A 21,174-nucleotide genomic window follows, 5' to 3' on the forward strand; every position below is an offset into this window, starting at 1 on the left:
CCTCGGCGCACCAGCCCTGCAGGGCGCGGTGCCGCCCGATCGCCGGCCGGCCGGCGCGAGCCGTGGGTGAACGGAGGTGGATCGTACGGACTCGCCGGGCCCCGCGTCAGGGGCGCCACGTACCCTAGGGGCATGTCGCCAGCTCCGTCGTCCTCAGGGCGTGCCGTCAAGCCGGCCCAGCTGCTCACGATGCTCCTCGCGTTCGTCGTCGTCGCGGGTCTGGGCGGGGTACTGGCGGCGGGCCTGGTGATGCCGGCGGTGGGCGCTGCGGGGACCGTCAGCTCGGCCTCGACCGACCTGTTCGAGGACCTGCCCAGCGAGCTGGCCATCCCCGAGCCGTCCGAGCAGAGCGTCATCCTGGCCGCCGACGGCACGCCGATCGCCACCTTCTACGCGGAGAACCGCATCGTGATCGGGCTGGACCAGGTCTCCGAGCACATGCAGAACGCCGTCGTGGCGGTGGAGGACCGGCGGTTCTACGAGCACCGCGGCATCGACGCCGAGGGCATGCTCCGGGCCTTCGTCAACAACATCGCGGGCGGCCCGCTCGAGGGCGCCTCCACCCTCACCCAGCAGTACGTCAAGAACGTCCTCATCGAGGCCGGACGCGTCTCCGGTGACCAGGAGGCGATCGAGGAGGCCACGGAGACGTCGCTGGGACGCAAGCTCCGCGAGGCCCGGCTGGCGATCGGGCTCGAGCAGCAGGTCAGCAAGGACGAGATCCTCCAGGGCTACCTCAACATCGCCCAGTTCGGGCCGTCGCAGTACGGCGTCGAGGCCGCCGCGCGGCACTACTTCAACAAGTCCGCCGCCGAGCTGGACATCGGCGAGTCGGCCGTGCTGGCCGGCATCACGCAGTCGCCCGCGAAGTGGGACCCGGTGCGTAACCCGGAGAACGCCCAGGAACGGCGCGACGTCGTGCTCGGGCTCATGCTCGACCAGGGCTTCGTCACGCAGGCGGAGCACGACGAGGCGGTCGCGGTGCCGATCGCCGACATGCTAGACGTCCAGTCCGCACCGAACGGGTGCGGCGCCGCCGGGACTTCCGCGTACTTCTGCGAGTACGTCGTCGACGAGCTGCTCGCCAACGAGAACTGGGGCAAGGACCGGGCCGACCGCGCCCAGATGCTGTACCGCGGCGGCCTGACGATCCAGACCACGCTCGACACCGCCAAGCAGCAGGCCGCCTACGACTCGGTGACCGCCTCGGTGCCCGTCAACGACCCCTCCGGCGTCAAGATGGCCATGTCGTCGATCGAGCCCGGCACCGGGAAGATCGTCGCCATGGTGCAGAACACCAACTGGGGCACCGCCCCGACCCCGGAGGACCCGGGCGCCACCGAGGTGAACCTCAACGTGGGCACCAGCCACGGCGGCGGGCAGGGCTTCCAGTCCGGCTCGACGTTCAAGGTCTTCACGCTCATCGAGTGGCTTGAGACGGGGCACTCCCTCAACGACCGCGTGGCGGCGAACAAGCGCGACTTCCCGCGCGCGTCGTGGACCATCTCCTGCGCTCCGCAGTTTCGCGACAACTACAACAACGCCACCAACGTCGAGGGCGTCCCGTCGTCACCGGTGATGACCGTGCTCGATGCCACGCGGCTGTCCGTCAACCTCGCCTACCTCGAGATGGCGAACCAGGTCGACATGTGCGGCGTCATCGACAACGCCCAGAAGATGGGCCTGGTCCGCGGCGACGGGTCCCCGCTGACCCCGAACCCTGCCGCGGTCCTGGGCACCAACACCGTGACCCCGCTGGGCATGGCGAACGCGTTCGCCACCCTCGCCGCCGGTGGCACGTACTGCACCCCGGTGGCGATCACCAAGGTCACCGACAACGCCGGCAACGACATCCCGGTCTCCCCCACGACCTGCACCCAGGTGCTCGAGCCGGACGTCGTCAACGGCGTCAACCACGCCCTGCAGCAGGTGGTCTCGGACCAGCCCGGGTCCACCGGCCGGCGGGCCGTGCTGCCCGACCGGCCCGCCGCAGGCAAGACCGGCACGGCCAACGACGACGCGCACGCCTGGTTCGTCGGGTACACGCCGCAGCTGGCCGCGGCCGTCTGGATGGGCCACTCCCAGGGCGACAAGTCGATGATGGATGCCGTCATCAACGGCAGGTACAACCAGTGGGTGTACGGCGGCTCCTACCCGGCCGAGACGTGGCAGGGATACATGTCGGCCGCCCTCGCCGGGGCGCCGGTGCAGCAGTTCGCGCCGGCCAGCCCGCAGATGCTCGGTCAGAGTGCGGCGTCACGCCAGGCGCCGGCCCCCGCGCCGCAGCCGGCGCCGCAGCCCGCCCCCGCGCCGCAGCCCGCCCCCGCGCCCCAGCCCGCGCCCGCGCCGCCCGCGCCAGCCCCGGAGAACCCCGGCAACGGCAACGGCAACGGCAACGGCAACGGCAATGGCAACGGCAACGCCGCCGGTGAGCCGCAGGCGCCGCCGAGCGCGTCGGCTCCCGCGGAAGACCCCGCGCCGCCGGAGGGCTGGCAGGAGGAGTGGGGCGACTTCTGGGGCGACAACTGAGCGCCGGGGCCCGGGCCGCGCGGCTGGCCGGCGGCGCCGCCGCGGCCGGGCTGGGCGCGCTGGGCTGGGCTCTCGCCGAGGCGCGCCTGTACACGCTCCGGCGCTACGAGGTCCCCGTGCTGGCCCCCGGCGCCCCGGAGCTGCGGGTGCTGCACCTGTCAGACCTGCACCTGCTGCCCTCGCAGCGCCGGAAGGTCGCGTGGGTGCGGAACCTGGACCGGCTGGAGCCGGACCTCGTCGTCACCACCGGTGACAACCTGGCGCACGCCGCGGCTCTGGGACCCCTCCTCGAGGCGTACGGGCCGCTGCTGGACCGGCCTGGCGCCTTCGTCCTGGGGTCCAACGACTACTTCGCCCCGCGCCTGAAGAACCCGGCCCGCTACCTGCTGCCCGACGCCCGCACCGCGCTGCCCCCGGAGCCGGCCCGGTTGCCGGCCGGGGAGATGGCGGCCGCGTTCCGCCGCGCCGGGTGGAAGGACCTCACGAACCGGCGCGAGGTCGTCTCCGTGGCGGGCACCGAGGTGACCCTGGTAGGTGTGGACGACCCGCACCTCGACTACGACCGTTTCCCCGACCACGCCCCAGCCCCCCGGCGGGTGGGTCGCCTGCACCTCGGCGTCGCGCACGCGCCGTACCTGCGGGTGCTCGAGCAGATGCACGGCGACGGCTGCGACCTCGTGCTCGCCGGCCACACGCACGGCGGGCAGCTCCGCGTACCCTTCTTCGGCGCCCTGGTGACCAACTGCGACCTCGACCGCGGTCGCGCCAGTGGCCTGCACGGGTGGCCGGGGGCGCGACCCGGGGCGCCGGGCGGCGAGGGTTCGATGTGGCTGCACGTCTCTGCGGGACTCGGCACGAGCCCGTACACCCCGGTGCGGTTTGCCTGCCGGCCCGAGGCCTCCCTGCTGACCCTGGTGCCGCGGGCCGCCGTCTGAGCTGCCAGGCACCGCCCGGGGGCGGTGGGGTGGCATCCGTCTCACTCGCGCCCGCCGGTTTCACTCCGGTCCCCTGCCTCGGCTATTCTGAACGAGTTCCTCATCGGGGTGTGGCGCAGCTTGGTAGCGCGCTTCGTTCGGGACGAAGAGGTCGTGGGTTCAAATCCCGCCACCCCGACAGATGAAGGGCCGCCTGCCCGCGGAGACGCGGTAGGCGGCCTTTCTGCTTGCCCCGTGGCGAGCCCGTCCTCCCCAGCACGCCTCCGAGCAGCGCTCCCATCCCGCCGCGCTCCGACGGCTCGTAGTGGGCGACGTCCGCCGCTCCTGACCACCTGCGCACGCCGGCAGCGCGGCCGCGGTCGCCAGGATCAGCAACCGGGCGCGGTCCCGGCGCCGCAACGTGCCCACGCCCCCATGGCACGTGGGCTGTGGCCATGGGCTCGGTCCAGCAGTTCTTCGACTCTGGCGCCGGACATGCAGAAGCCCCGGAGAGAAGGAGATCCTCTCCGAGGGCTGCTGCCGTGCGGGCCGGGCCGGCCGGCCGGGGCCGGTCAGACGGTGACCGGCTGGCCCTTGGCGGCGGTGGTCGCCGGGGAGGTGGTCCGCGCCAGGCTCGAGAAGCCCCAGCCGACGACGGTCAGGAGGACGCCCAGACCCATCACGAGGGCGGCGTCGCCGTAGGCGACCACCGAGGTGAAGAGCGAGGCGCGCAGGAACGAGGCGTTCATGACCGTGGTCCGCTGGGCCTGCAGCTCCTCCGCCGCCGCGGCGTCCCCGGCCGCCTCGGCCTCCTTCACCAGGGCGCCGAGCTCGGCGTAGGTGCGGCCCTCGGTGGCGGCCATCGCGTGGGTGTTGATGATCTGCGCCTCGGCGAACGCCGAGACCGGGCCGTTGACCTCGTCACCGGCGAGCATCGGGGAGTCCTCGGCCACGGTGATCTCCTGCTCGGTGAGGTTGGCCGAGATCAACCCCCAGGTCACTCCCCCGGCGAGGATGAAGACGATGCCGGCGATGATGGCGACGAGGCCGGTGATCCTGGCGGGCTTGGCGTTCATGGTCGGTCCCTCCTGCGGCTCTGCCGGCCACCGGACCCCTTGTCCGGTATCTCCTGCCGACACCACGAACCTATGACCGGCGAACCAGGACATCGGGGGACAAACGTCCCGACGGGTCCGGATCGCCGCCGTGAGCGCGGTCACGCCCCTGACCCGTCACGCCCAGCGGGACCGACGAGGCGTGCGAGTCGCGTGTCCGCCCGCGTGTGTCGTGCGCGCGGACGTCCACGCCCCGGCCGAACGACGCCGTGGAGACAGGGCGCGGCCGTCGTGGTGCGGTGTCGTCGTTGAGTCAGCGCGTCACGCCGGCGAGGACCATGTCGACGAGCTCGGTGACGTACTCGTCGAGGCTCGCGCGCAGGTGCTCCCGGGGCTTCCCGGCATTGCTGATCAAGAAGTGGAAGTAGATCGCCCCCTCGATGGCGTCCAGCAGGTGGCTCACCGATGTCGAGGGCGGGAGCTCGCCGTCCTCGATCGCCCCCTCGATCCGCGTCGCCAGGGCGAACGCGCCGCGGCTGAGGCTCTCGTCCATCACCTGGGCGTAGTCCTCGGGGTTCGCCATCGCGGCGGAGACGCCGCTGGCGATCAGCGGACCATGCTCGCCGAGCACGAGCTCGGCCCGGGCCCGGGCGTGAGCGGTGAGGTAGTCCCGGATGGGCAGCTCGAGCGGCGGATTGACGTGCGTGGCCTCGAGGTCGCGAACGGCGTCCACGATGAGATCGCGTTTGTCCTTCCACCGCAGATAGATCGACGACTTCCCGATCCCCGCCCGCTGGGCGACAGCGTCCAGGCTCAGCGACGACCAGCCCACCTGACCGAAGAGCTCGAGGGCGGCCTTGTAGGCGCGCTCCTCGGTGCCCGGCCGCCGGGGCCGCCCGGGGCCGCGCTTCGGGGGCCCGTCCGCCGTCACGGTGCTGCCCTGCGCCTCATCCATGTCCGTGTCCTCCGTTGGTCCTGCGCGACAGTATCGGCAAGCCTTGGACCGGATTCAGTGATTTGCGCGCGCGGTTGCGCCGTGGTGGTGGTCACCGTGGCGGAAATCACCGGGGGCTTTCGGAACAGATACCTCGGGAACGCGTTTACCCCCATGAGGGGAGATCGCCGTCGCGTGACCAGGACGACGACTCCCAGCAGCCGCCCCCCGCCCTCTCGCCAGGGGCGAGCTCTCACTTCACCACCACGACGACGAAGGAGGTATCGCGATGACGACCAGGCGAACCAGCACGGTTCTCTGTCCCGCATGTGATGGTCTCGGTCTCACACGGGCGGCCTCCAACCTCATCGGCACCGCCATCGGAATCCCGTCCTACAAGGCCCCGGCCCTCGAGTGCTCGGCGTGCCGCGGCACCGGCCGCATCCGGCCGGCTGCCGAGCGCCGCTCGCTGGGGCACCTGATGACGGGTCTGCGGGGGAGGTTCTCCCTCGCCGGCTGAGCAGCCGGCAAGGGCGGAGGCGCCGAGAGGCACGCCCGCCAGAGGGCCGCTTTCCCGCGGAGGCGCGGGCAGGCGGCCCTTCCTGCATCCCGGGCGCGGCGAGCACCGGCCCGCGCCGCGCCGCCGTCGGCCTCTCCCCCGCCCGACGCAGCCGCGGAGCCGACGCGCCGGACGGGTCGGGCCTGTCACCTCCCTGCCGTCGCCTCTTCACCAGCCGTTCGCTCACAGGACGACCTCGCTCCGTAACGTCGCCCGCCGTAGCCATCGACGCCAAGGAGCAGTGATGTCCCAGACCACCCCCCGACGCAGCCTCCTCCCCCTCCTCACCCCCGGGCACGGCGGCAACCGCTCCGCCATGACCTGCCGGTTCCGCTGCGGCGACGCGTGCTTCCACGACGTGCCCAACACCTCCGGCAACGAGTACTTCGGCGACGTCGCCGCCCGCGCGTTCTCCCGCCGCACCGCCCTCAAGGCCGGCGCCGTCGTCGCCGCCACCGCGGCCGTGGGCACCGCGCTCGGCCAGCAGCCCGCCATGGCGGCCCCCGGCGGCAGTGCGGGCCGCGGCGCCGGCGCCCCGGGCCTGCGCTTCTCCCCCGTCGCCCCCAACACGGACGACAAGCTCACCACCCCGGCCGGCTACCTCCAGGACGTCGTCATCCGCTGGGGCGACAAGCTCTTCTCCGACGCGCCCGACTTCGACCCCGCGCGCCTCACCGTCGCGGGCCAGCAGCGGCAGTTCGGCTACAACTGCGACTACCTCGGCCTGCTGCCTCTCAAGGGCCAGCACGAGTTCCTCCTCGTGGCCAACCACGAGTACACCAACGAGGAGCTGATGTTCGCCGGGTACGACCCGGAGAACCCCACCGCCGAGCAGGTGGAGATCTCCTGGGCCGCCCACGGCCTCAGCGTCGTCGCCGTCACCTCCGGCAAGCGCGGCAAGCGCTCCGGCGCCCTGGACCCGATCGTGGACCACCGACTCAACCGCCGCTTCCACACCGGCAGCGAGTTCGAGCTCTCCGGCCCGGTGGCGGGCTCGGAGCTCGTCCGCACGACGGCGGACCCCGCCGGCCGCACCGTGCTGGGCACGCTGAACAACTGCTCCGGCGGCCTCACGCCGTACGGCACCTGGCTGACCGCGGAGGAGAACTTCAACCAGTACTTCGCCAACGGCGGCGCCGTCGCCGACCCGGTGGTCCGCGAGCGCCTGCGTCGCTACGGCATGAGCGGCGGCGCCAGCGAGCGCAAGTGGGAGCGCTTCGACGACCGCTTCGACCTGCTGAAGGAGCCCAACGAGGCCAACCGCTTCGGCTGGATCGTGGAGATCGACCCGTACGACTCCACCTCCACCCCGCGCAAGCGCACCGCGCTGGGCCGCTTCAAGCACGAGGCCGCCACCACCCGGGTCACCGCCGACGGCCGCCTCGCCGTGTACATGGGCGACGACGAGCGCTACGACTACTTCTACAAGTTCGTCACCCGCGACGCCGTCGTGGAGGGCGACGCCACGCACAACGCCGGCCTGCTGGACAACGGCACGCTCTACGTCGCGAGGTTCACCGGCAACTCCCCCGCCGCGGAGATCACCGGCGACGGCACCCTGCCCGCCGACGGCCAGTTCGACGGCGCGGGCGAGTGGATCCCGCTGGTCACCTCCACCGGCACCGACGCGATCTCCCACGTGCCCGGCATGAGCGGCGTCGAGGTCCTCACCTTCACCCGCCAGGCGGGCGACGCCGTCGGCGCCACCAAGATGGACCGCCCCGAGGACGTCGAGCCGAACCCGGTCACCGGGCTGGTCTACCTCGCCCTGACGAACAACACGCGCCGCACCGTCACCGAGGTCGACGAGGCCAACCCGCGCATGGGCAACAAGCACGGCCACGTCATGGAGATCGCCGAGCAGGGCAACGACGCGGGCGCCGCCTCGTTCGCCTGGCGGATCTTCCTCCTCGCCGGCGACCCGAACGACCCGAGCACCTACTTCGCCGGCTTCGACAAGTCGCAGGTCTCGCCCATCTCCTGCCCGGACAACGTCGCCTTCGACAAGTACGGCAACCTGTGGATCAGCACCGACGGCAACGCGCTGGGCAGCCACGACGGGCTGTTCGGCGTAGCGGTCTCCGGCGAGTACCGCGGCCAGGTCAAGCAGTTCCTCACCGTCCCGGTGGACGCCGAGACCTGCGGGCCGTGGATCGACGACGACCGGGTGCTCGTCTGCGTCCAGCACCCCGGCGAGGGTGACGGGTCCTCGTTCGAGGCGCCGTCCTCCCACTGGCCCGACGGCGGCAGCTCCATCCCGCGGCCCGCGGTGGCCGTCGCGTGGCGCGCCGACGGCAAGAAGATCGGTCACGCCTGACCACCCGGCCGGTCACGCCTGACCGGCCCGCGACGGCCCCGGCCCGCCCCTGCGGCGGCCGGGGCCGTCGGCGTCCCGCCGCCGGGTCGAGCGGGTCGCACCCCGGGGGCCCGCGGCGCGTCGCCCGGGCGGCGGACGGGGCCCGCGGAGTGGCGTGGCCCGCGGTGTGGCGTGACCCGCGGTGTGGCGAGGGTCGCTAAGGCAACCCTCGCCTTCGTTGCGGCCATCGCCCCGCGGTGATTCTCTCCGGCTATGACCGAAATCCTCGCTCCCGTGGAGCACCGCGACGACGCGTGGCGGGGCGCGCCCGCCGCGCCGGGTCCGGCGGCCGGCCCCCTCGCGCTCTCGCCGCGCCGGGACGGCACGGAGGTCGGCGACGCCACCCCGGCCGGCGGGCTCGCCCAGCGGCTGAACCGGCTGCGTGCCGGCGTGCTGGGCGCCAACGACGGGATCGTCTCCACGGCGGCCGTGGTGGTCGGCGTGGCGGGCGCCACCAGCTCGCCCGGCCCCGTACTGACGGCCGGGGCGGCGGCCGTCCTCGGCGGCGCCGTGTCGATGGCCCTGGGCGAGTACGTCTCCGTCTCCAGCCAGCGCGACAGCGAGCGCAGCCTCATCGACCGCGAGCGCCGGGCGCTCGCGGCGGACCCCGAGGGCGAGCTGGAGCGGCTCGCGGAGGTCTACGCCTCCCGTGGCATCTCCCCCGCCACGGCCCGTCGCGTGGCGGAGGAGCTCACCGCCCGCGACGCCCTGGGCGCGCACCTGCGGGTCAGGCTGAACATCGACGAGGACGACGTGGCCAGCCCATGGCACGCCGCACTTGCGTCCGCACTGTCGTTCATCCTCGGCGCGGCGCTGCCCCTGCTCGCCATCCTCCTCCCGCCTGCCGCCGCGCGGGTGCCGCTGACGTTCGCGGTGACCCTCGCCGCCCTCGCCGTCACCGGCGCCGTCGCGGCGTGGATCGGCGGCGGTTCGAGGCTCCGTGCCGCGGTGCGCGTGGTCGTCGGCGGCGTGCTCGCGCTCGGCGCCACCTTCGCCGTCGGCAGCCTGCTGGGCACCATCGGCATCGTCTGAGCACCCGGCCGCGCCGGCGGACGTTGTAGCGTCGAAGGGTGCCCGTCCCGGAATTCATCACCGCCCTGCGCTCCCGCATCGGCACGGACCTGCTCTGGCTGCCCGGCGTGACCGGCGTCGTCCTCGACGAGGCCGGCCGGGTGCTGCTGGGCAGGCGCGCCGACAACGGCCTCTGGGCGCTGCCCTCCGGCATCCTCGAGCCCGGCGAGCAGCCCGCCGTGGGCCTGGCCCGGGAGATCGCCGAGGAGACCGGCGTCACCGCCCGCGTCCGCGCGCTGACCTCGGTCACGTCGGGCGAGGAGATCCGGTACCCCAACGGGGACCGCTCGCAGTACCTGGACCTGACCTTCTGGTGCGAGGCCGTCGACGGCGAGGCGCACGTGGCCGACGACGAGTCGCTGGACGTGGGCTGGTACGACCCCTCCGCCCTCCCGGCCGACACGACCGCGAGCTCCCGCGCCCGCCTCGACCACGCCATGCGCTTCCTCGACGACCCCTCCGCCGGGCCGTACTTCGCCCGGTAGGGGAGCCGTGCCCGGAGGCCGGCGGTACGCGCTTCCCGCATGACGAGGCCGCCGGTGGCCGGGTGCCGCCCCTTGCACCGGCACGTAGCATGAGGGCGGAAGTGGTGAGCGCCGATGCCCCCCGCCCCGCGGTCGAGAGCCGGCTGGTGGTCGTGCTCGTGGGACTGCTCGCGCTCGCCGCGCTCCTCCTCGCCGCCACCGCCGCGAGCAGCGCGGCGCCCGAGGACGGCGCTAGCGCGGGCCGGACGGTGCTGGTGACCGAGATCGCCACGCCCATCACCCCCGTCATCGCCGACCATCTCGCGGAGGGCATCGACCGGGCGGACGCCGAGGGCTTCGCCGCCTACGTCGTCGAGCTGGACACCCCCGGCGGGCTCGTCGAGGCCATGCGGGACGTCGTCGAGGACATCCTCGCCAGCGAGGTCCCGGTCGTCGTCCACATCTCCCCCGCCGGCGCCCGCGCCGGCTCCGCGGGGGCGATCATCACCTTCGCCTCCCACGTGGCCGTGATGGCTCCGGGGACCACCATCGGCGCGGCCACCCCGGTGGGCCTGCAGGGCGAGGAGGTCTCCGACAAGATCGTCAACGACGCCGCCGCCCAGGCCGAGGCGCTGGCACGGCTGCGCGGGCGCGACGCCGACTTCGCCGCCGACGCGGTCCGCGGGGGCCGCACCGCGACGGTCGACGAGGCGCTCGAGCTGGGCGTCGTGGAGGCGCGGGCCTCCTCGCTGGACGAGGCGCTGCGGGCGGCCGACGGGCGGGTCGTCACGGTCGCGGGCGAGCGGGAGGTCACCGTCCGCACGGCGGGCGCCGCGGTGGAGCGCGACGACCTGGGCGCGTTTCGACGGGTGCTGCAGTTCCTGGCCGACCCGAACATCACCTTCCTGCTGCTGACGCTCGGCACCCTCGGTCTGATCTACGAGCTGGCCACGCCCGGGGTCGGCGTGGCGGGCGCCACCGGCATCACCGCGCTGCTGCTGGCGCTGTTCAGCCTCTCGGTCCTGCCCGTCACGGCGGTAGGCCTGCTCCTGCTCGTCGTCGCCGTCGCGCTGTTCGCCGCCGAGCTGTTCGCGCCCGGCGTCGCCGGTTTCGCCTTCGGAGGTGCGGTGGTCCTCGTGCTCGCCGCGGTGTTCCTGTTCGACAACGCCCAGGGCGTCTCGGTCGACCCCGGGGCGGCCGTGCCCCTGGCCGTGGTGCTGTTCGCCGGCGCGGTGCTGGCCGGCCGGATCGCCTACCGCAGCCGGCACATGCCCTCGACGACCACCGGCGCCGATCTCTTCCGCGGCCGGGCGGTGAGGGTCAGCGAGGCGGCGGGGACGACCGGCCGCGGGTTCGTCGAGGGCGCGTGGTGGTCGCTGCGCTCCGTCGGTCCGCCGCTGCGCGCCGGGGAGACCGCCGTCGTCGCCGGCATGGACGGCCTCGTGCTCCTGGTCGAGCCCGCGTCCGCCGCGGACGGTCCCGCGCCGGACGCAACCTCCGGAGCGACGCAGCCCGTGCCCGGCGTCGAGCTCCCCGCCCAGCCCGCGCCGGGCGCGGTCGACGCCTCGCCGGGCCCGGCCGAGCGGAGCACCCGCGGGGCGGGCCCGCCGCGGCCCGACCCGGCACCACCGCCCGAGAAGAAGGAGGGAGTCCCGTGAGCACAGGCCTGCTCGTCGGTCTCGGCCTGGCGGCGCTCGTCGTCGTCCTGCTCGCCGCGGCCGCCATCCACGTCCTGCCCGAGTACGAGCGCGGCGTGATCCTGCGGCTCGGCCGGATCCAGCCGCTCAAGGGACCCGGGCTGATCTTCATCATCCCGGTCATCGACCGCCTCATCAGGGTCAACCTGCGCACCCAGACCTACGACGTCCCGCCGCAGGACATCATCACCCAGGACAACGTCACCGTCCGGGTCAACGCGGTCGCCTACTTCAACGTCGTCGAGCCGGTCCGCTCGGTGCTCTCCATCGACGACTACCGCTTCGGCACGCAGCAGATCGCGCAGACCACGCTGCGCAGCATCCTGGGGCAGACCAGCCTCGACGAACTGCTCACCAAGCGGGACCAGGTCAACCAGCAGCTGCAGCAGGTCATCGACGCGGTGACGGACCCCTGGGGCGTGAAGGTCACCATCGTCGAGGTCAAGGACGTCGTCCTCCCGGAGTCGATGCGCCGGGCGATGGCACGCCAGGCGGAGTCCGAGCGCGAGCGGCGGGCCAAGGTGATCCACGCGATGGGCGAGCGCGAGGCGGCGCAGAACCTCGGCCAGGCGGCCGTCGTGCTCGAGCAGCACCCGGCCGCCCTGCAGCTCCGGCTGCTCGGCACCCTGCTCGAGCTCGGCGCGGAGAAGAACTCCACCATCGCCTTCCCGATCCCGATGGAGCTGCTGCGGCTGTTCGACACCGCCCGCTCGGTCGCGCCGGCGCAGACCCCGCCCGGCGGGATGCGACCCGCGGCGTGAGGCGGGCCGGCCCCGCCGGGCGGGACGCGACGTGAGGCGGGGGGGCCGTCCCGGCGCCCCTGCACTCCGGCGCGCAGGGAGCCTCGCGCCGGGCGGAGGTTGCGCCCCGGCGCACCGGGTGCGGCGCTCCCGGCTGTCCGCGCCTCAGCGCACCGCGGAGAAGCGCCGCCGGTACTGCTGCGGGCTGAGCCCGCGCGCCTGCGCGAGGTGGTGGCGCAGCGCCGCGGGCGCCAGCCCCACCTCGGCGGCGATCCGGTCGACGGAGCGGTCGGTCTGCTCCAGCAGCTGCTCCGCGCGCCGGACGCGCTGCGCGGTGACCCACGCGTGCGGCGTCGTCCCGGTCTCCGCGCGGAACCGGCGCGCGAAGGTGCGCGGCGACATCGCCGAGCGCGCCGCGAGCGTCTCGACGTCGAGCGGGGAGTCCAGGTGCTCCGGGATCCAGCTGAGCAGCGGGCCGAGCGTCTGGGCGTCGTACTCGGGCACCGGGGTACGGATGAACTGCGCCTGGCCGCCGTCGCGGTGCGGGGGCACCACCATGCGGCGGGCCACCTGGTTCGCCGCCGCCGAGCCGAACTCCTGCCGCCACAGGTACAGGCTCGCATCCACGCCGGCGGCGGTGCCCGCACTCGTGAGGATGGCGTCGGCATCGACGTAGAGCACCTCGGGGATGACGCGGGCGGCCGGGAACCGCGCGGCGAGCTCGTCGGTGTACATCCAGTGGGTGGTGCACTCCCTGCCGTCCAGCAGCCCTGCCTCGCCGAGCGCGAAGGCGCCGCTGCACACCGACATGATCCGCGCGCCGCGCCCGTAGGCCTCCTGCAGCGCGGCGATCACGGCGGGCGGCACGTCGGCGTGGCGGGGGACGGCGGGCACGACGACGAGGTCGGCCTCCCGCACGCGGGCGAGGTCGTGGCCCACCTGCAGACCGAAGCCCACGTTGGTGGCGACGGCGCCGGCGCGCGGCGCGCACACGGCGAAGTCGAACGTCGGCAGCCCCATGTCCGAGCGGTCGATGCCCCAGGCCTCGCACACGACGCCGAGCTCGAACGGCGAGACGCCGTCGTACACGAGCGCCACCACGTTGTGGATCATGCGGGCATCCTGGCACACAGGTGGCAGCAAACCGACGGATTCTGGCAAGTCTGCCACTCGTGGCCGGATCCCGACCGGCGCATGATTCCTGCCATGGGCCTCATCGTTCTCCTCGCGGCGGCCTTCGCGGTCCTTTGCCTGTACCTCGCCCACGTCGTCCGCGACGACGACCGGGGGCACGCCTTCACCCACCGGCGGCCCCCCGCCAGCCACCTCGGCTTCGGCGAGGACCGGCTGCGACCCTCGTAGGGCGCCGCCGGGCGACCGGCGTCGGGCGCCGTCACGCGCCCTCAGGGACCTCCCGCTCGGCGGGCCCGACGTACTCGCTGAGCGGCCGGATCAAGGTGTTGGCGGTGCGCTGCTCCATGATGTGCGCCGTCCACCCGAGGATCCTGGCCGCCACGAACAGCGGCGTGAACGTCCCGTAGTCGAACCCCATGAGGTGGTACGCCGGGCCGGTGACGTAGTCGACGTTGGGCTCGATACCGGTCCGCTCGCGCATCCCGGCCTCGAGCGCGTCGTACAGGGCGAGCAGGTCCTGACGCCCGTAGTGCTCGGCCAGCTCGTCCAGCGCCGCCTTCATGGTGGGCACCCGGGAGTCGCCGTGCTTGTACACGCGGTGGCCGAACCCCATGACCTTCTCCTTGCGGGCCAGCTTGGCGTCGAGCCACGCCGGGACGTTCTCGGCCGAGCCGATCTCGTCGAAGGTGCGCATCACCGCCTCGTTCGCGCCGCCGTGCAGCGGCCCCTTGAGCGCCCCCACCGCACCGGTGACGGCCGAGTGCAGGTCGGCGAGGGTGGAGGTGATCACCCGGGCCGCGAAGGTGGAGGCGTTGAAGGAGTGCTCCGCGTACAGGATCATCGACGTCTCGAACGCCCGCAGCACCACCTCCTCCGGGATCTCCCCGAACGTCATCCACAGGAAGTTCTCCGAGTAGGCGAGGTCGGCGCGCGCCTCGATCGGCTCCTGGCCCCGCCGCCGGCGCTGGTCCAGCGCCACCACGGAGGGCATGACGGCGAACAGGCGCAGCGCCTTGGCGAGCTCGGCCTCGCGGGAGTCGTCCTCCGCCTGCGGGTCGTGCGCGCCGAGCACCGAGACGGCGGTGCGGCACACGTCCATCGGGTGGCACGTGGTGGGGAGCGCCTCGACCGCCGCGCGCACCGGGTCGGGCAGGAACCGTGCCGTCCGCCCCTCGGCGATGAGCATCGCCAGCTGGTCCGGGCTCGGCAGCTCGCCGTACCAGAGCAGGTGCGCGACCTCCTCCAGGCTCGTGTGCGCGGCGAGCTGCTGGACCGGGTAGCCGCGGTAGAGCAGGGAGTTCGTCTCCGGGTTCACCTTGGAGATGCTGGTGACGTCGACGACGACGCCGGCCAGGCCCTTGTGGATCTCCTCGGCCATCGCTCAGTCCTCCGGCTGCCGCTCGAGCTCCTGCGGCTGGTAGGTGAAGATCTGCTCGTCGAAGGCGTTGTACGCGGCGTAGTCGACCAGCTCGTACAGGCGGGCGCGGGTCTGCATCAGGGGCACGAGCTCCAGCTGCGTGCCCTGCCGGGCCAGCACGGCCAGCGCCCGCTCCGCCGCCGCCATCGCCAGGCGCAGCAGGGTCACGGGATAGATGATCAGCCGCACGCCGGCGTCGGCGAGCTCACGGACGGTGTACAGCGGCGTCCTGCCGAACTCCGTCATGTTCGCCATCACCGGCACGTCCAGGGCCGCGGCCACGGTCTCGAACTCCCGCAGGCTGGTCAGCGCCTCCGGGAAGACCATGTCCGCCCCCGCACCGACGAGGGCCTTGGACCGCTCGACGGTGGCCTGCAGGCCCTCCCCGGCGCGGATGTCGGTGCGACCGATGACCAGGAAGTTCCCGTCGCGGCGCCCGTCGACGGCCGCGCGGATGCGCTTGACCGCGGTGGCGACGTCCACGGTCTCCTTGCCCTCGAGGTGCCCGCAGCGCTTGGGGTTGACCTGGTCCTCGATGTGGCAGCCGGCCAGGCCGTTGTCCTCCAGCACCTGCACCGTGCGTGCGACGTTCATGGGCTCGCCGAAGCCGGTGTCCGCGTCGACGATCGTGGGCAGGTCCGTCATCCGCGCGATCTGCCCGGCCCGGCCGGCGACCTCCGTCAGGGTCGTCAGCCCGATGTCCGGCAGCCCCAGGTCCGCCGAGAGCACCGCGCCGGAGACGTAGACGCCGTCGTACCCGCTCTCCTCGATCAGCTTGCCGGTGAGCGGGCTGAACGCCCCGGGCAGGCGCAACGGCTCGGGCGAGACGGCGAGCATCTCCCGCAGCGCCGCCCGCTTGGCGGCGGGACTGGTCCGTGCGTGCAGCATCGCTGTGGTCCCCCTCGACCGCGGTGATGACCGCTGACCGACGATCGGTCCCATCTTCCGCCCACGGCCCCGGCTCGGCACCCGGACGGACGTCCCGGGCGTCCTACGCTTCGGTGTCATGACCACCCAGACGACCTGGCCGCCTCCGCCGTGGGAGCTGCGCCTGCGCGCCCCCGTGGTCGAGCTGCCCGAGTGGGCCGAGTACGCGCCCGACCGCGCCTGCGTGGTGGCCACCGCCCGCGGCGTGCTCGAGGTGCACTCCTGGGACCGGCGCACCGGCCGGCTGGTCCAGGCGACCGACCGCCCGCAGGGCACCACGCTGTGCACCATCGACCCGCTCGGCGCGTGGGTGTGGTGGTTCGACGACACCGCCGGCGACGAGTTCGGCCGGTGGCGGCGCCAGCCGTTCGGCGCCCCGCCCGGCGAGGGTGTGCAGGACCCCGTCGCGCTGCCGGACGCCTACCCGGCCGGGCTGCTGCTGACCAGGGACGGCACCGCCGTCGTCGGCCGCACCACGGACCTGGGCACGGAGATCCACCAGGTGGCCCTCGGCACCACCGGGCCCGGCACCGAGGCACCGGTCCTGCTCTACCGCCACCCCAACGACGCCGGCGCCGCGGCGCTCTCCCACGACGGGAACCTCGTGGCGATCGAGCACTCCGAGCGCGGGGACAACCGGCACATGGCCCTGCGGGTGGTCGCCGCCGACACCGGCGCGGTGGTGGCCGACCTCGACGACGGACCCGGCAAGGGCCTGACGGCGCTGGACTTCGCGCCGGCCGACGGCGACCTGCGCCTGCTCGTCGCCCACGAGCGCCGGGGCCGGGCCGAGGTCGCCGTCTGGGACCTGGGCACCGGGCTCGTCGAGGACGTCGCGCTGCACGGTCCGGACGGCCCGCTGCCCGGCGAGGTGACCGAGGGCTGGTGGTACCCGGGCGGGCGGGAGCTGCTGCTCGCCGTCGACCACGAGGCACGCACGCGGCTGTACCGGCACGTGCTCGCCACCGGGGTCACCGTCCCGGTGGGCCCGCCCGACGGCAGCGTCTCGGACGCCGCACCACGCCCCGACGGGGACGTCTGGCTGCGGTGGTCCTCCGCCGCGGCGCCGCGCGCGGTGCTCTCCGCGAGCACCGGCCGGGAGGTGATCGCCCCGCACGGGATCCGCCCGGCGCCCTCGGCGCCGGTGCGCGACGTGTGGGTGGACGGGCCGGGCGGGCGCATCCACGCGCTGCTGCGCCTGCCCGACGGCGGGGCCGCCGGCACGGCGAGCCTCCCGGCCGCCGGTGAGTCGGCGGGCGTCCCGGGGGCCGACGGCGGTTCCGGCCCCTGGCCCGCGATCTTCGACGTGCACGGCGGGCCGGCGTGGCACCGCTCCGACGCCTTCTCCCCGCACCTTGCCGCGTGGGTGGACCACGGCTTCGCCGTCGTGAGCGTGAACTACCGCGGCTCCACCGGGTACGGCTCGGCCTGGCGCGATGCCCTCGAGGGCCGGGTGGGCCTGACCGAGCTGGAGGACGTCGCGGCGGTGCACGACCGGCTGGTGGCCGACGGGATCGTCGACCCCGCCCGGTCGGTGCTCGCCGGCGCGTCATGGGGCGGCTTCCTCACGCTGCTCGGCCTGGGCACGCAGCCGGGCCGGTGGGCCCTCGGGCTGGCCGACGTGCCGGTGGCCGACTACGTCACGGCGTACGAGGAGGAGATGCCCGACCTGCAGGCGTTCGACAGGTCGCTCTTCGGCGGCTCCCCGAGCGAGGTGCCGGACGCCTACCGGGTGGCGAGCCCGCTGACCTACGTGGACGCGGTGCGCGCCCCGGTGCTGATCACCGCCGGGGAGAACGACCCGCGCTGCCCGCTCGGCCAGGTGCTCAGCTACGTCGATGCCCTGCGCGGGCGCAGCGACTACCCCGGCGAGGTGGAGCTGTACACGTACGGCGCGGGCCACGGCTCGGTGGTCGACGACGAGGAGGTCGCCCAGCTGCGGCGTCAGCTGGACTTCGTCCGAAGGCACCTGCCGGCGGGTCCGCGGCCGGCTCCCGCATCCGCGGGTCGGGAGGCCGCGCCGTCCTGACACGGGTCCGCTCGCGCAGAGGCTGCCACGCCGGCCGGGCGGCCCGGCGCGCTCTCAGCCTGTCAGCTCAGCGGTGACGGCCCGGCCGAGGTGCTGGCGGCAGGGTGGGTGGCACCGCCCGTCAGCTCGGCGGTGACGGCCCGGCGCAGGTGCTGGCGGCCCCCGTTGACCTCGGCGCGGTCGATCTCGACGCTGGCGCGCGGCCCGGCGATGTCGATCGTCATCACCCCGTTGGTGAACCACGGGCCGTGCTGCACCGTCCACTCGATGCCCTCCTCGCCGACGCCGGCGAGGAGGGCCATGCGCTTCCAGAAGCGCCGGACGGCGGGCCGCTCCAGCGCCTCGTGGGCGAGGCGGACGACGAGGCGCATGGGGTTGCGGAACGGCGACATCGTCAGCTGGTGCACGGCGGTCGCAGGGTGCTCCACACCCCGCAGCCGGGCCCTGGCCGTGTACGAGGAGTGGATGTCCCCCGACAGGACGAGCACCGACGCGGGCGGCTCGGGGCCGCGGACGACGGCGCCGAGCAGGTCGACGAGGGCGTCGAAGGACTGCCGGAACGCCGCCCAGTGCTCGAGGTCGACGGCGCGGCGGACCCGCTCGGCGAACCAGGCCGCGCCGCGCCCCCACGCCCCGCCCGAGGCGACGGCCTCGCTCCAACCCTCCAGGTGGTGGACGCCGTGCGGGAGGAGGAACGGCACCGTGGTGCCGATGAGCAGGTGGCCGATCCGCTCCCCCTCGCGCGGGGTCAGGGCGTGCTCGGCCACCCACCGCCAGTCGGCGTCGTCGACCATCGCGCGGTTGCCGGGGTCGAGGCGCCGCGAGCAGCGCGAGTCCACGACCACCAGGCGGATGCCGAGCCGGGAGTCGCCGAAGTCGCGGAAGAAGCTCCACCGGACGCTGGACGGCTCGTCGTCGGCCCGCCGCGCGAACTCGTCCAGCGCCCGCGTGCGGCGGTCGTCGTCGCCGGCCGTGCGGACGAGGGCGAACATCTCGTCCTCGCCGAGCTCGCGCGGGGAGAGGTTGCCCAGGTGCTGGTAGACCCAGTAGGAGGCGAAGGCGCCCGTGACCCGGTCGGGCCACCACGGCTGGCGCTCCATGCGCCGGCGCCACGAGAGGGAGGTGTTCCAGTCGTCCCGCAGGTCGTGGTCGTCGAGCACCATGACCGTGGGCACGGTGGACAGCAGCCAGCGCACCGCCGGCTCGGTCCAGGTCTCGTGGTAGAGCCAGGTGTACTCCTCGAAGTGGCGCACCTCGGCGCGCGCCGGCCAGCGCCGGCGCCGGCTGGGCGGGTGCGCCTTCTTCAGCCGGGCGGTGAGCGCGGGCGAGGGGTCGTCGGCGTAGATCTGGTCGCCGGCCAGGAACAGGGCGTCGGGCCACTCCTCGTGGGGTGTGGTCGCCATGCGCGCCGCCAGGGCGGCGAGCGCGTCGGCGCCGAAGTCCTTCAGGCCGCGGGGCCCGACGTCCGCGCACTGCCGGCACGAGCCGAACGACAGGCGCAGCGTCTCGTCGTGCCGGAACGTGCGGATCACGCTCGGCCCGAAGGCGCCCGCCGGGTCGGGCCAGACCGGCGCGCCGTCGAGGTGCACCTCGTAGGGCAGCTCGGCGGCTCCCGGCAGCCCGGTGAGCACGACGAGGGCGTAGTGGTGGCCGTGCACCGTCCAGGTGGGCTCGCGCACGACGGCGTCATCGGCGCTGACCGCCACCTCGCACGGCCGGTCGGTCTCCACCCAGACCGTGGCGCTGTCGGCGTTGACGTAGCGCAGCAGCGGCCCGAGCAGCAGACGCGGCGCGCCCCCAGCACCGCCCGGCTCGTCTGCCGCCGGCGGCTCCCCCGCCGGCGCGGTCGGGCCCATAGAGGAACGCTAGCCCCGCGCGCGCGTGCATGGCTCGGGATGGCTACGCCTCCTCGAGCGCCCCACTCGCGCGTGCCTGATTCGGGATGGCCACGCCTCATCACGCGCCCGAGAATGGCCTAACTGCCCGTTCGCCAGCCGGAAGGGCACCTAGGGCATTGTCGAAAGCGCGGGCGGAGGACGCATCGGGCCCGCTCCGCCCCGGCATCCCGCCGAGAATGACCTAACTGCCCGTTCCCCGCCGGAAAGGGCACCTAGGGCATTCTCGAGGGTGCGAGCGGGGGACGGGCCGCTTCGCCGGCCTCGCCGCCTGTCGGACCCCTGCTCAGCTCGGTCGACCCGTCAACGCCCGCCGCACAGTGCCCGCGACCTGGCCCGGGAACGCGAGGTCGCGATAGGTGAAGCGCAGCATCCGCACCCTGCCTTCGAGCTGCATCTCGTTCTGCCGGTATCGGTCGTGCAGCAGCGCACCGAGGTCCTCGTGAAACTCACGGCCGTCGAACTCGGCGAGCAGCCAGCTACCCGCTCCGCAGCGCCAGCCCATGTCGCCGCGCCCGAGCAGCAATCCGTGGTCGTCGACGATCTCCACCTGCAACGCGTCCGGCGCGACACCGTTGTCGGCGCAGTCCAGCCGTCCGAACGTCTCCAGCGGGGACTCTGCCCGGCCGTCGGCCTCCTGCCACCAGCCGTGCGTACGCGCGACTCTTCGGCGCCCGCGGGCCAGACGGCGAGCCTCCTCGAGTCCGTTCTCGCCCACCAGGCCCTTGTTCAGCGCCGAGTCCATCACCGCGATCGCGTGCCGGCGAGGCAGCTCGGGAACTGCCTGTGCCAGTGCCCAGGCCGGTCGGACCACCTTGAAGCCCGCGACCACCATGGTTTGAGCCCCGACGTCGAACTGCCGGACCCGCACGGCCCGCCCCGCCGGGCCCGTTTCGCTCGCCCGGGCCGGCGGGAGCCCGCGGCTCTGGCCCGGCCCGAGCGCGACCTCTGACACGACGGTCGCCGGAAGCCCCTCGACCCCGAGCAGGGTCAGTGCACTCGTGCCGACGGCGACCGCATCGGGGCCGTAGCGGAGCAGGCCCACGAGCGCCGCCTGCCGCCGTCGCGCGGGCCATCGCCGCCTCAGGTCCGGGGTCGTGTCGAAGACACCGCGGACCACCCTCCGCCACACACCCCGACGGCAGAGTCGCCCGCGCACGTGGGCCGTCACGCCATGGGCGTCGCACTGGGTGGCGCTGACCAGCCCCTCCTGGCGCCGCGCGAGCTCGATCAGCGCGGCGCTCGGCTGCGTCGTCATGGCGGCACTTCACCACCGCGGCGGCGAGCGGGCTGCGCTCCGCTCGTGCTCGGTGGAGAACCGGGCAGCGAAGCCAGTGTGCACACGCCAGCCGCACCAGAGCCCGCTGGGCGGGCATCCATCCGCCGCGCCGAAGAGGCCCTAACTTCCCGTTCCTTGGCGAAACGGGAAGTTAGGGCCTCTTCGGCGCGGGTT

17 protein-coding genes and 1 tRNA gene are annotated in these 21,174 nt (G+C 73.9%); 11 read left to right on the plus strand and 7 right to left on the minus strand.

Annotated elements, in window-relative coordinates; translation table 11 throughout:
* Positions 1-132: 132 nt before the first annotated feature.
* From ACF0H8_RS20865 to ACF0H8_RS20875, 3 genes are all read left to right on the plus strand, one after another.
* Positions 133-2,529 (plus strand): transglycosylase domain-containing protein, encoded by a 2,397-nt coding sequence (locus ACF0H8_RS20865; RefSeq protein WP_395290757.1) that lies wholly within the window; start codon positions 133-135, stop codon positions 2,527-2,529.
* Positions 2,502-3,464, plus strand: coding sequence for a metallophosphoesterase (locus tag ACF0H8_RS20870; protein WP_395290758.1), 963 nt, complete (start codon positions 2,502-2,504; stop codon positions 3,462-3,464). The genes ACF0H8_RS20865 and ACF0H8_RS20870 overlap by 28 nt, the downstream gene beginning before the upstream one ends.
* 104 nt (positions 3,465-3,568) lie before the next feature.
* Positions 3,569-3,642, plus strand: a tRNA-Pro gene (locus ACF0H8_RS20875).
* Positions 3,643-4,015: 373 nt separating this feature from the next.
* On the opposite strand, the gene ACF0H8_RS20880 is transcribed toward ACF0H8_RS20875, so the two are convergent.
* Positions 4,016-4,519 carry an aromatic ring-opening dioxygenase LigA gene (locus ACF0H8_RS20880; RefSeq protein WP_395290759.1) on the minus strand — a complete coding sequence of 168 codons (504 nt, stop codon included), beginning with the start codon at positions 4,517-4,519 and terminating at the stop codon, positions 4,016-4,018.
* 292 nt (positions 4,520-4,811) lie between these two features.
* Positions 4,812-5,453 (minus strand): TetR/AcrR family transcriptional regulator, encoded by a 642-nt coding sequence (locus ACF0H8_RS20885; protein WP_395290760.1) that lies wholly within the window; start codon positions 5,451-5,453, stop codon positions 4,812-4,814.
* Positions 5,454-5,721: 268 nt separating this feature from the next.
* Here ACF0H8_RS20885 and ACF0H8_RS20890 point away from each other — a divergent pair, with 268 nt between their 5' ends.
* From ACF0H8_RS20890 to ACF0H8_RS20915, 6 genes are all read left to right on the plus strand, one after another.
* On the plus strand, positions 5,722-5,952 hold the full coding sequence (locus ACF0H8_RS20890; protein WP_395290761.1) for a hypothetical protein: 231 nt from the start codon (positions 5,722-5,724) through the stop codon (positions 5,950-5,952).
* A gap of 283 nt (positions 5,953-6,235) precedes the next feature.
* A complete protein-coding gene (locus ACF0H8_RS20895) occupies positions 6,236-8,308 on the plus strand; it encodes a PhoX family protein (RefSeq protein WP_395290762.1) in 2,073 nt (690 codons plus the stop codon).
* A 252-nt stretch (positions 8,309-8,560) separates the two neighbouring features.
* A complete protein-coding gene (locus ACF0H8_RS20900; protein ID WP_395290763.1) occupies positions 8,561-9,379 on the plus strand; it encodes a VIT family protein in 819 nt (272 codons plus the stop codon).
* A gap of 38 nt (positions 9,380-9,417) precedes the next feature.
* Positions 9,418-9,903, plus strand: a complete 486-nt coding sequence (locus ACF0H8_RS20905; RefSeq protein WP_395290764.1) for an NUDIX hydrolase — start codon at positions 9,418-9,420, stop codon at positions 9,901-9,903.
* A gap of 104 nt (positions 9,904-10,007) precedes the next feature.
* The gene (locus ACF0H8_RS20910; protein ID WP_395290765.1) at positions 10,008-11,540 is read left to right on the plus strand and encodes a nodulation protein NfeD; all 1,533 of its coding nucleotides are present in this window, start codon (positions 10,008-10,010) and stop codon (positions 11,538-11,540) included.
* Positions 11,537-12,340, plus strand: coding sequence for a slipin family protein (locus ACF0H8_RS20915; RefSeq protein WP_395290766.1), 804 nt, complete (start codon positions 11,537-11,539; stop codon positions 12,338-12,340). The genes ACF0H8_RS20910 and ACF0H8_RS20915 overlap by 4 nt, the downstream gene beginning before the upstream one ends.
* Positions 12,341-12,484: 144 nt before the next feature.
* On the opposite strand, the gene ACF0H8_RS20920 is transcribed toward ACF0H8_RS20915, so the two are convergent.
* The gene (locus ACF0H8_RS20920) at positions 12,485-13,432 is read right to left on the minus strand and encodes a helix-turn-helix domain-containing protein (protein ID WP_395290767.1); all 948 of its coding nucleotides are present in this window, start codon (positions 13,430-13,432) and stop codon (positions 12,485-12,487) included.
* Between the two features lie 93 nt (positions 13,433-13,525).
* Between ACF0H8_RS20920 and ACF0H8_RS20925 the strand changes: the two genes are divergently transcribed.
* Complete coding sequence (locus ACF0H8_RS20925; protein WP_395290768.1) at positions 13,526-13,681, plus strand: hypothetical protein; 156 nt, start codon at positions 13,526-13,528, stop codon at positions 13,679-13,681.
* A 31-nt stretch (positions 13,682-13,712) separates the two neighbouring features.
* Here ACF0H8_RS20925 and ACF0H8_RS20930 read toward each other — a convergent pair whose 3' ends face one another.
* Both ACF0H8_RS20930 and prpB read right to left on the minus strand, forming a co-directional pair.
* A complete protein-coding gene (locus ACF0H8_RS20930; protein ID WP_395290769.1) occupies positions 13,713-14,831 on the minus strand; it encodes a bifunctional 2-methylcitrate synthase/citrate synthase in 1,119 nt (372 codons plus the stop codon).
* A gap of 3 nt (positions 14,832-14,834) precedes the next feature.
* Positions 14,835-15,758 (minus strand): methylisocitrate lyase, encoded by a 924-nt coding sequence (gene prpB / locus ACF0H8_RS20935; RefSeq protein WP_395290770.1) that lies wholly within the window; start codon positions 15,756-15,758, stop codon positions 14,835-14,837.
* Positions 15,759-15,876: 118 nt separating this feature from the next.
* Between prpB and ACF0H8_RS20940 the strand changes: the two genes are divergently transcribed.
* The gene (locus ACF0H8_RS20940; protein ID WP_395290771.1) at positions 15,877-17,826 is read left to right on the plus strand and encodes a prolyl oligopeptidase family serine peptidase; all 1,950 of its coding nucleotides are present in this window, start codon (positions 15,877-15,879) and stop codon (positions 17,824-17,826) included.
* Between the two features lie 62 nt (positions 17,827-17,888).
* Here ACF0H8_RS20940 and ACF0H8_RS20945 read toward each other — a convergent pair whose 3' ends face one another.
* Both ACF0H8_RS20945 and ACF0H8_RS20950 read right to left on the minus strand, forming a co-directional pair.
* Positions 17,889-19,682 (minus strand): alkaline phosphatase D family protein, encoded by a 1,794-nt coding sequence (locus tag ACF0H8_RS20945; RefSeq protein WP_395290772.1) that lies wholly within the window; start codon positions 19,680-19,682, stop codon positions 17,889-17,891.
* Positions 19,683-20,007: 325 nt separating this feature from the next.
* Positions 20,008-20,979: a hypothetical protein gene (locus ACF0H8_RS20950; RefSeq protein ID WP_395290773.1), complete on the minus strand. Its 972-nt coding sequence runs from the start codon at positions 20,977-20,979 to the stop codon at positions 20,008-20,010.
* Positions 20,980-21,174 lie beyond the last annotated feature (195 nt).

The sequence above is a fragment of the Georgenia sp. AZ-5 genome, assembly GCF_043952095.1.
Classification (GTDB): domain Bacteria; phylum Actinomycetota; class Actinomycetes; order Actinomycetales; family Actinomycetaceae; genus Georgenia.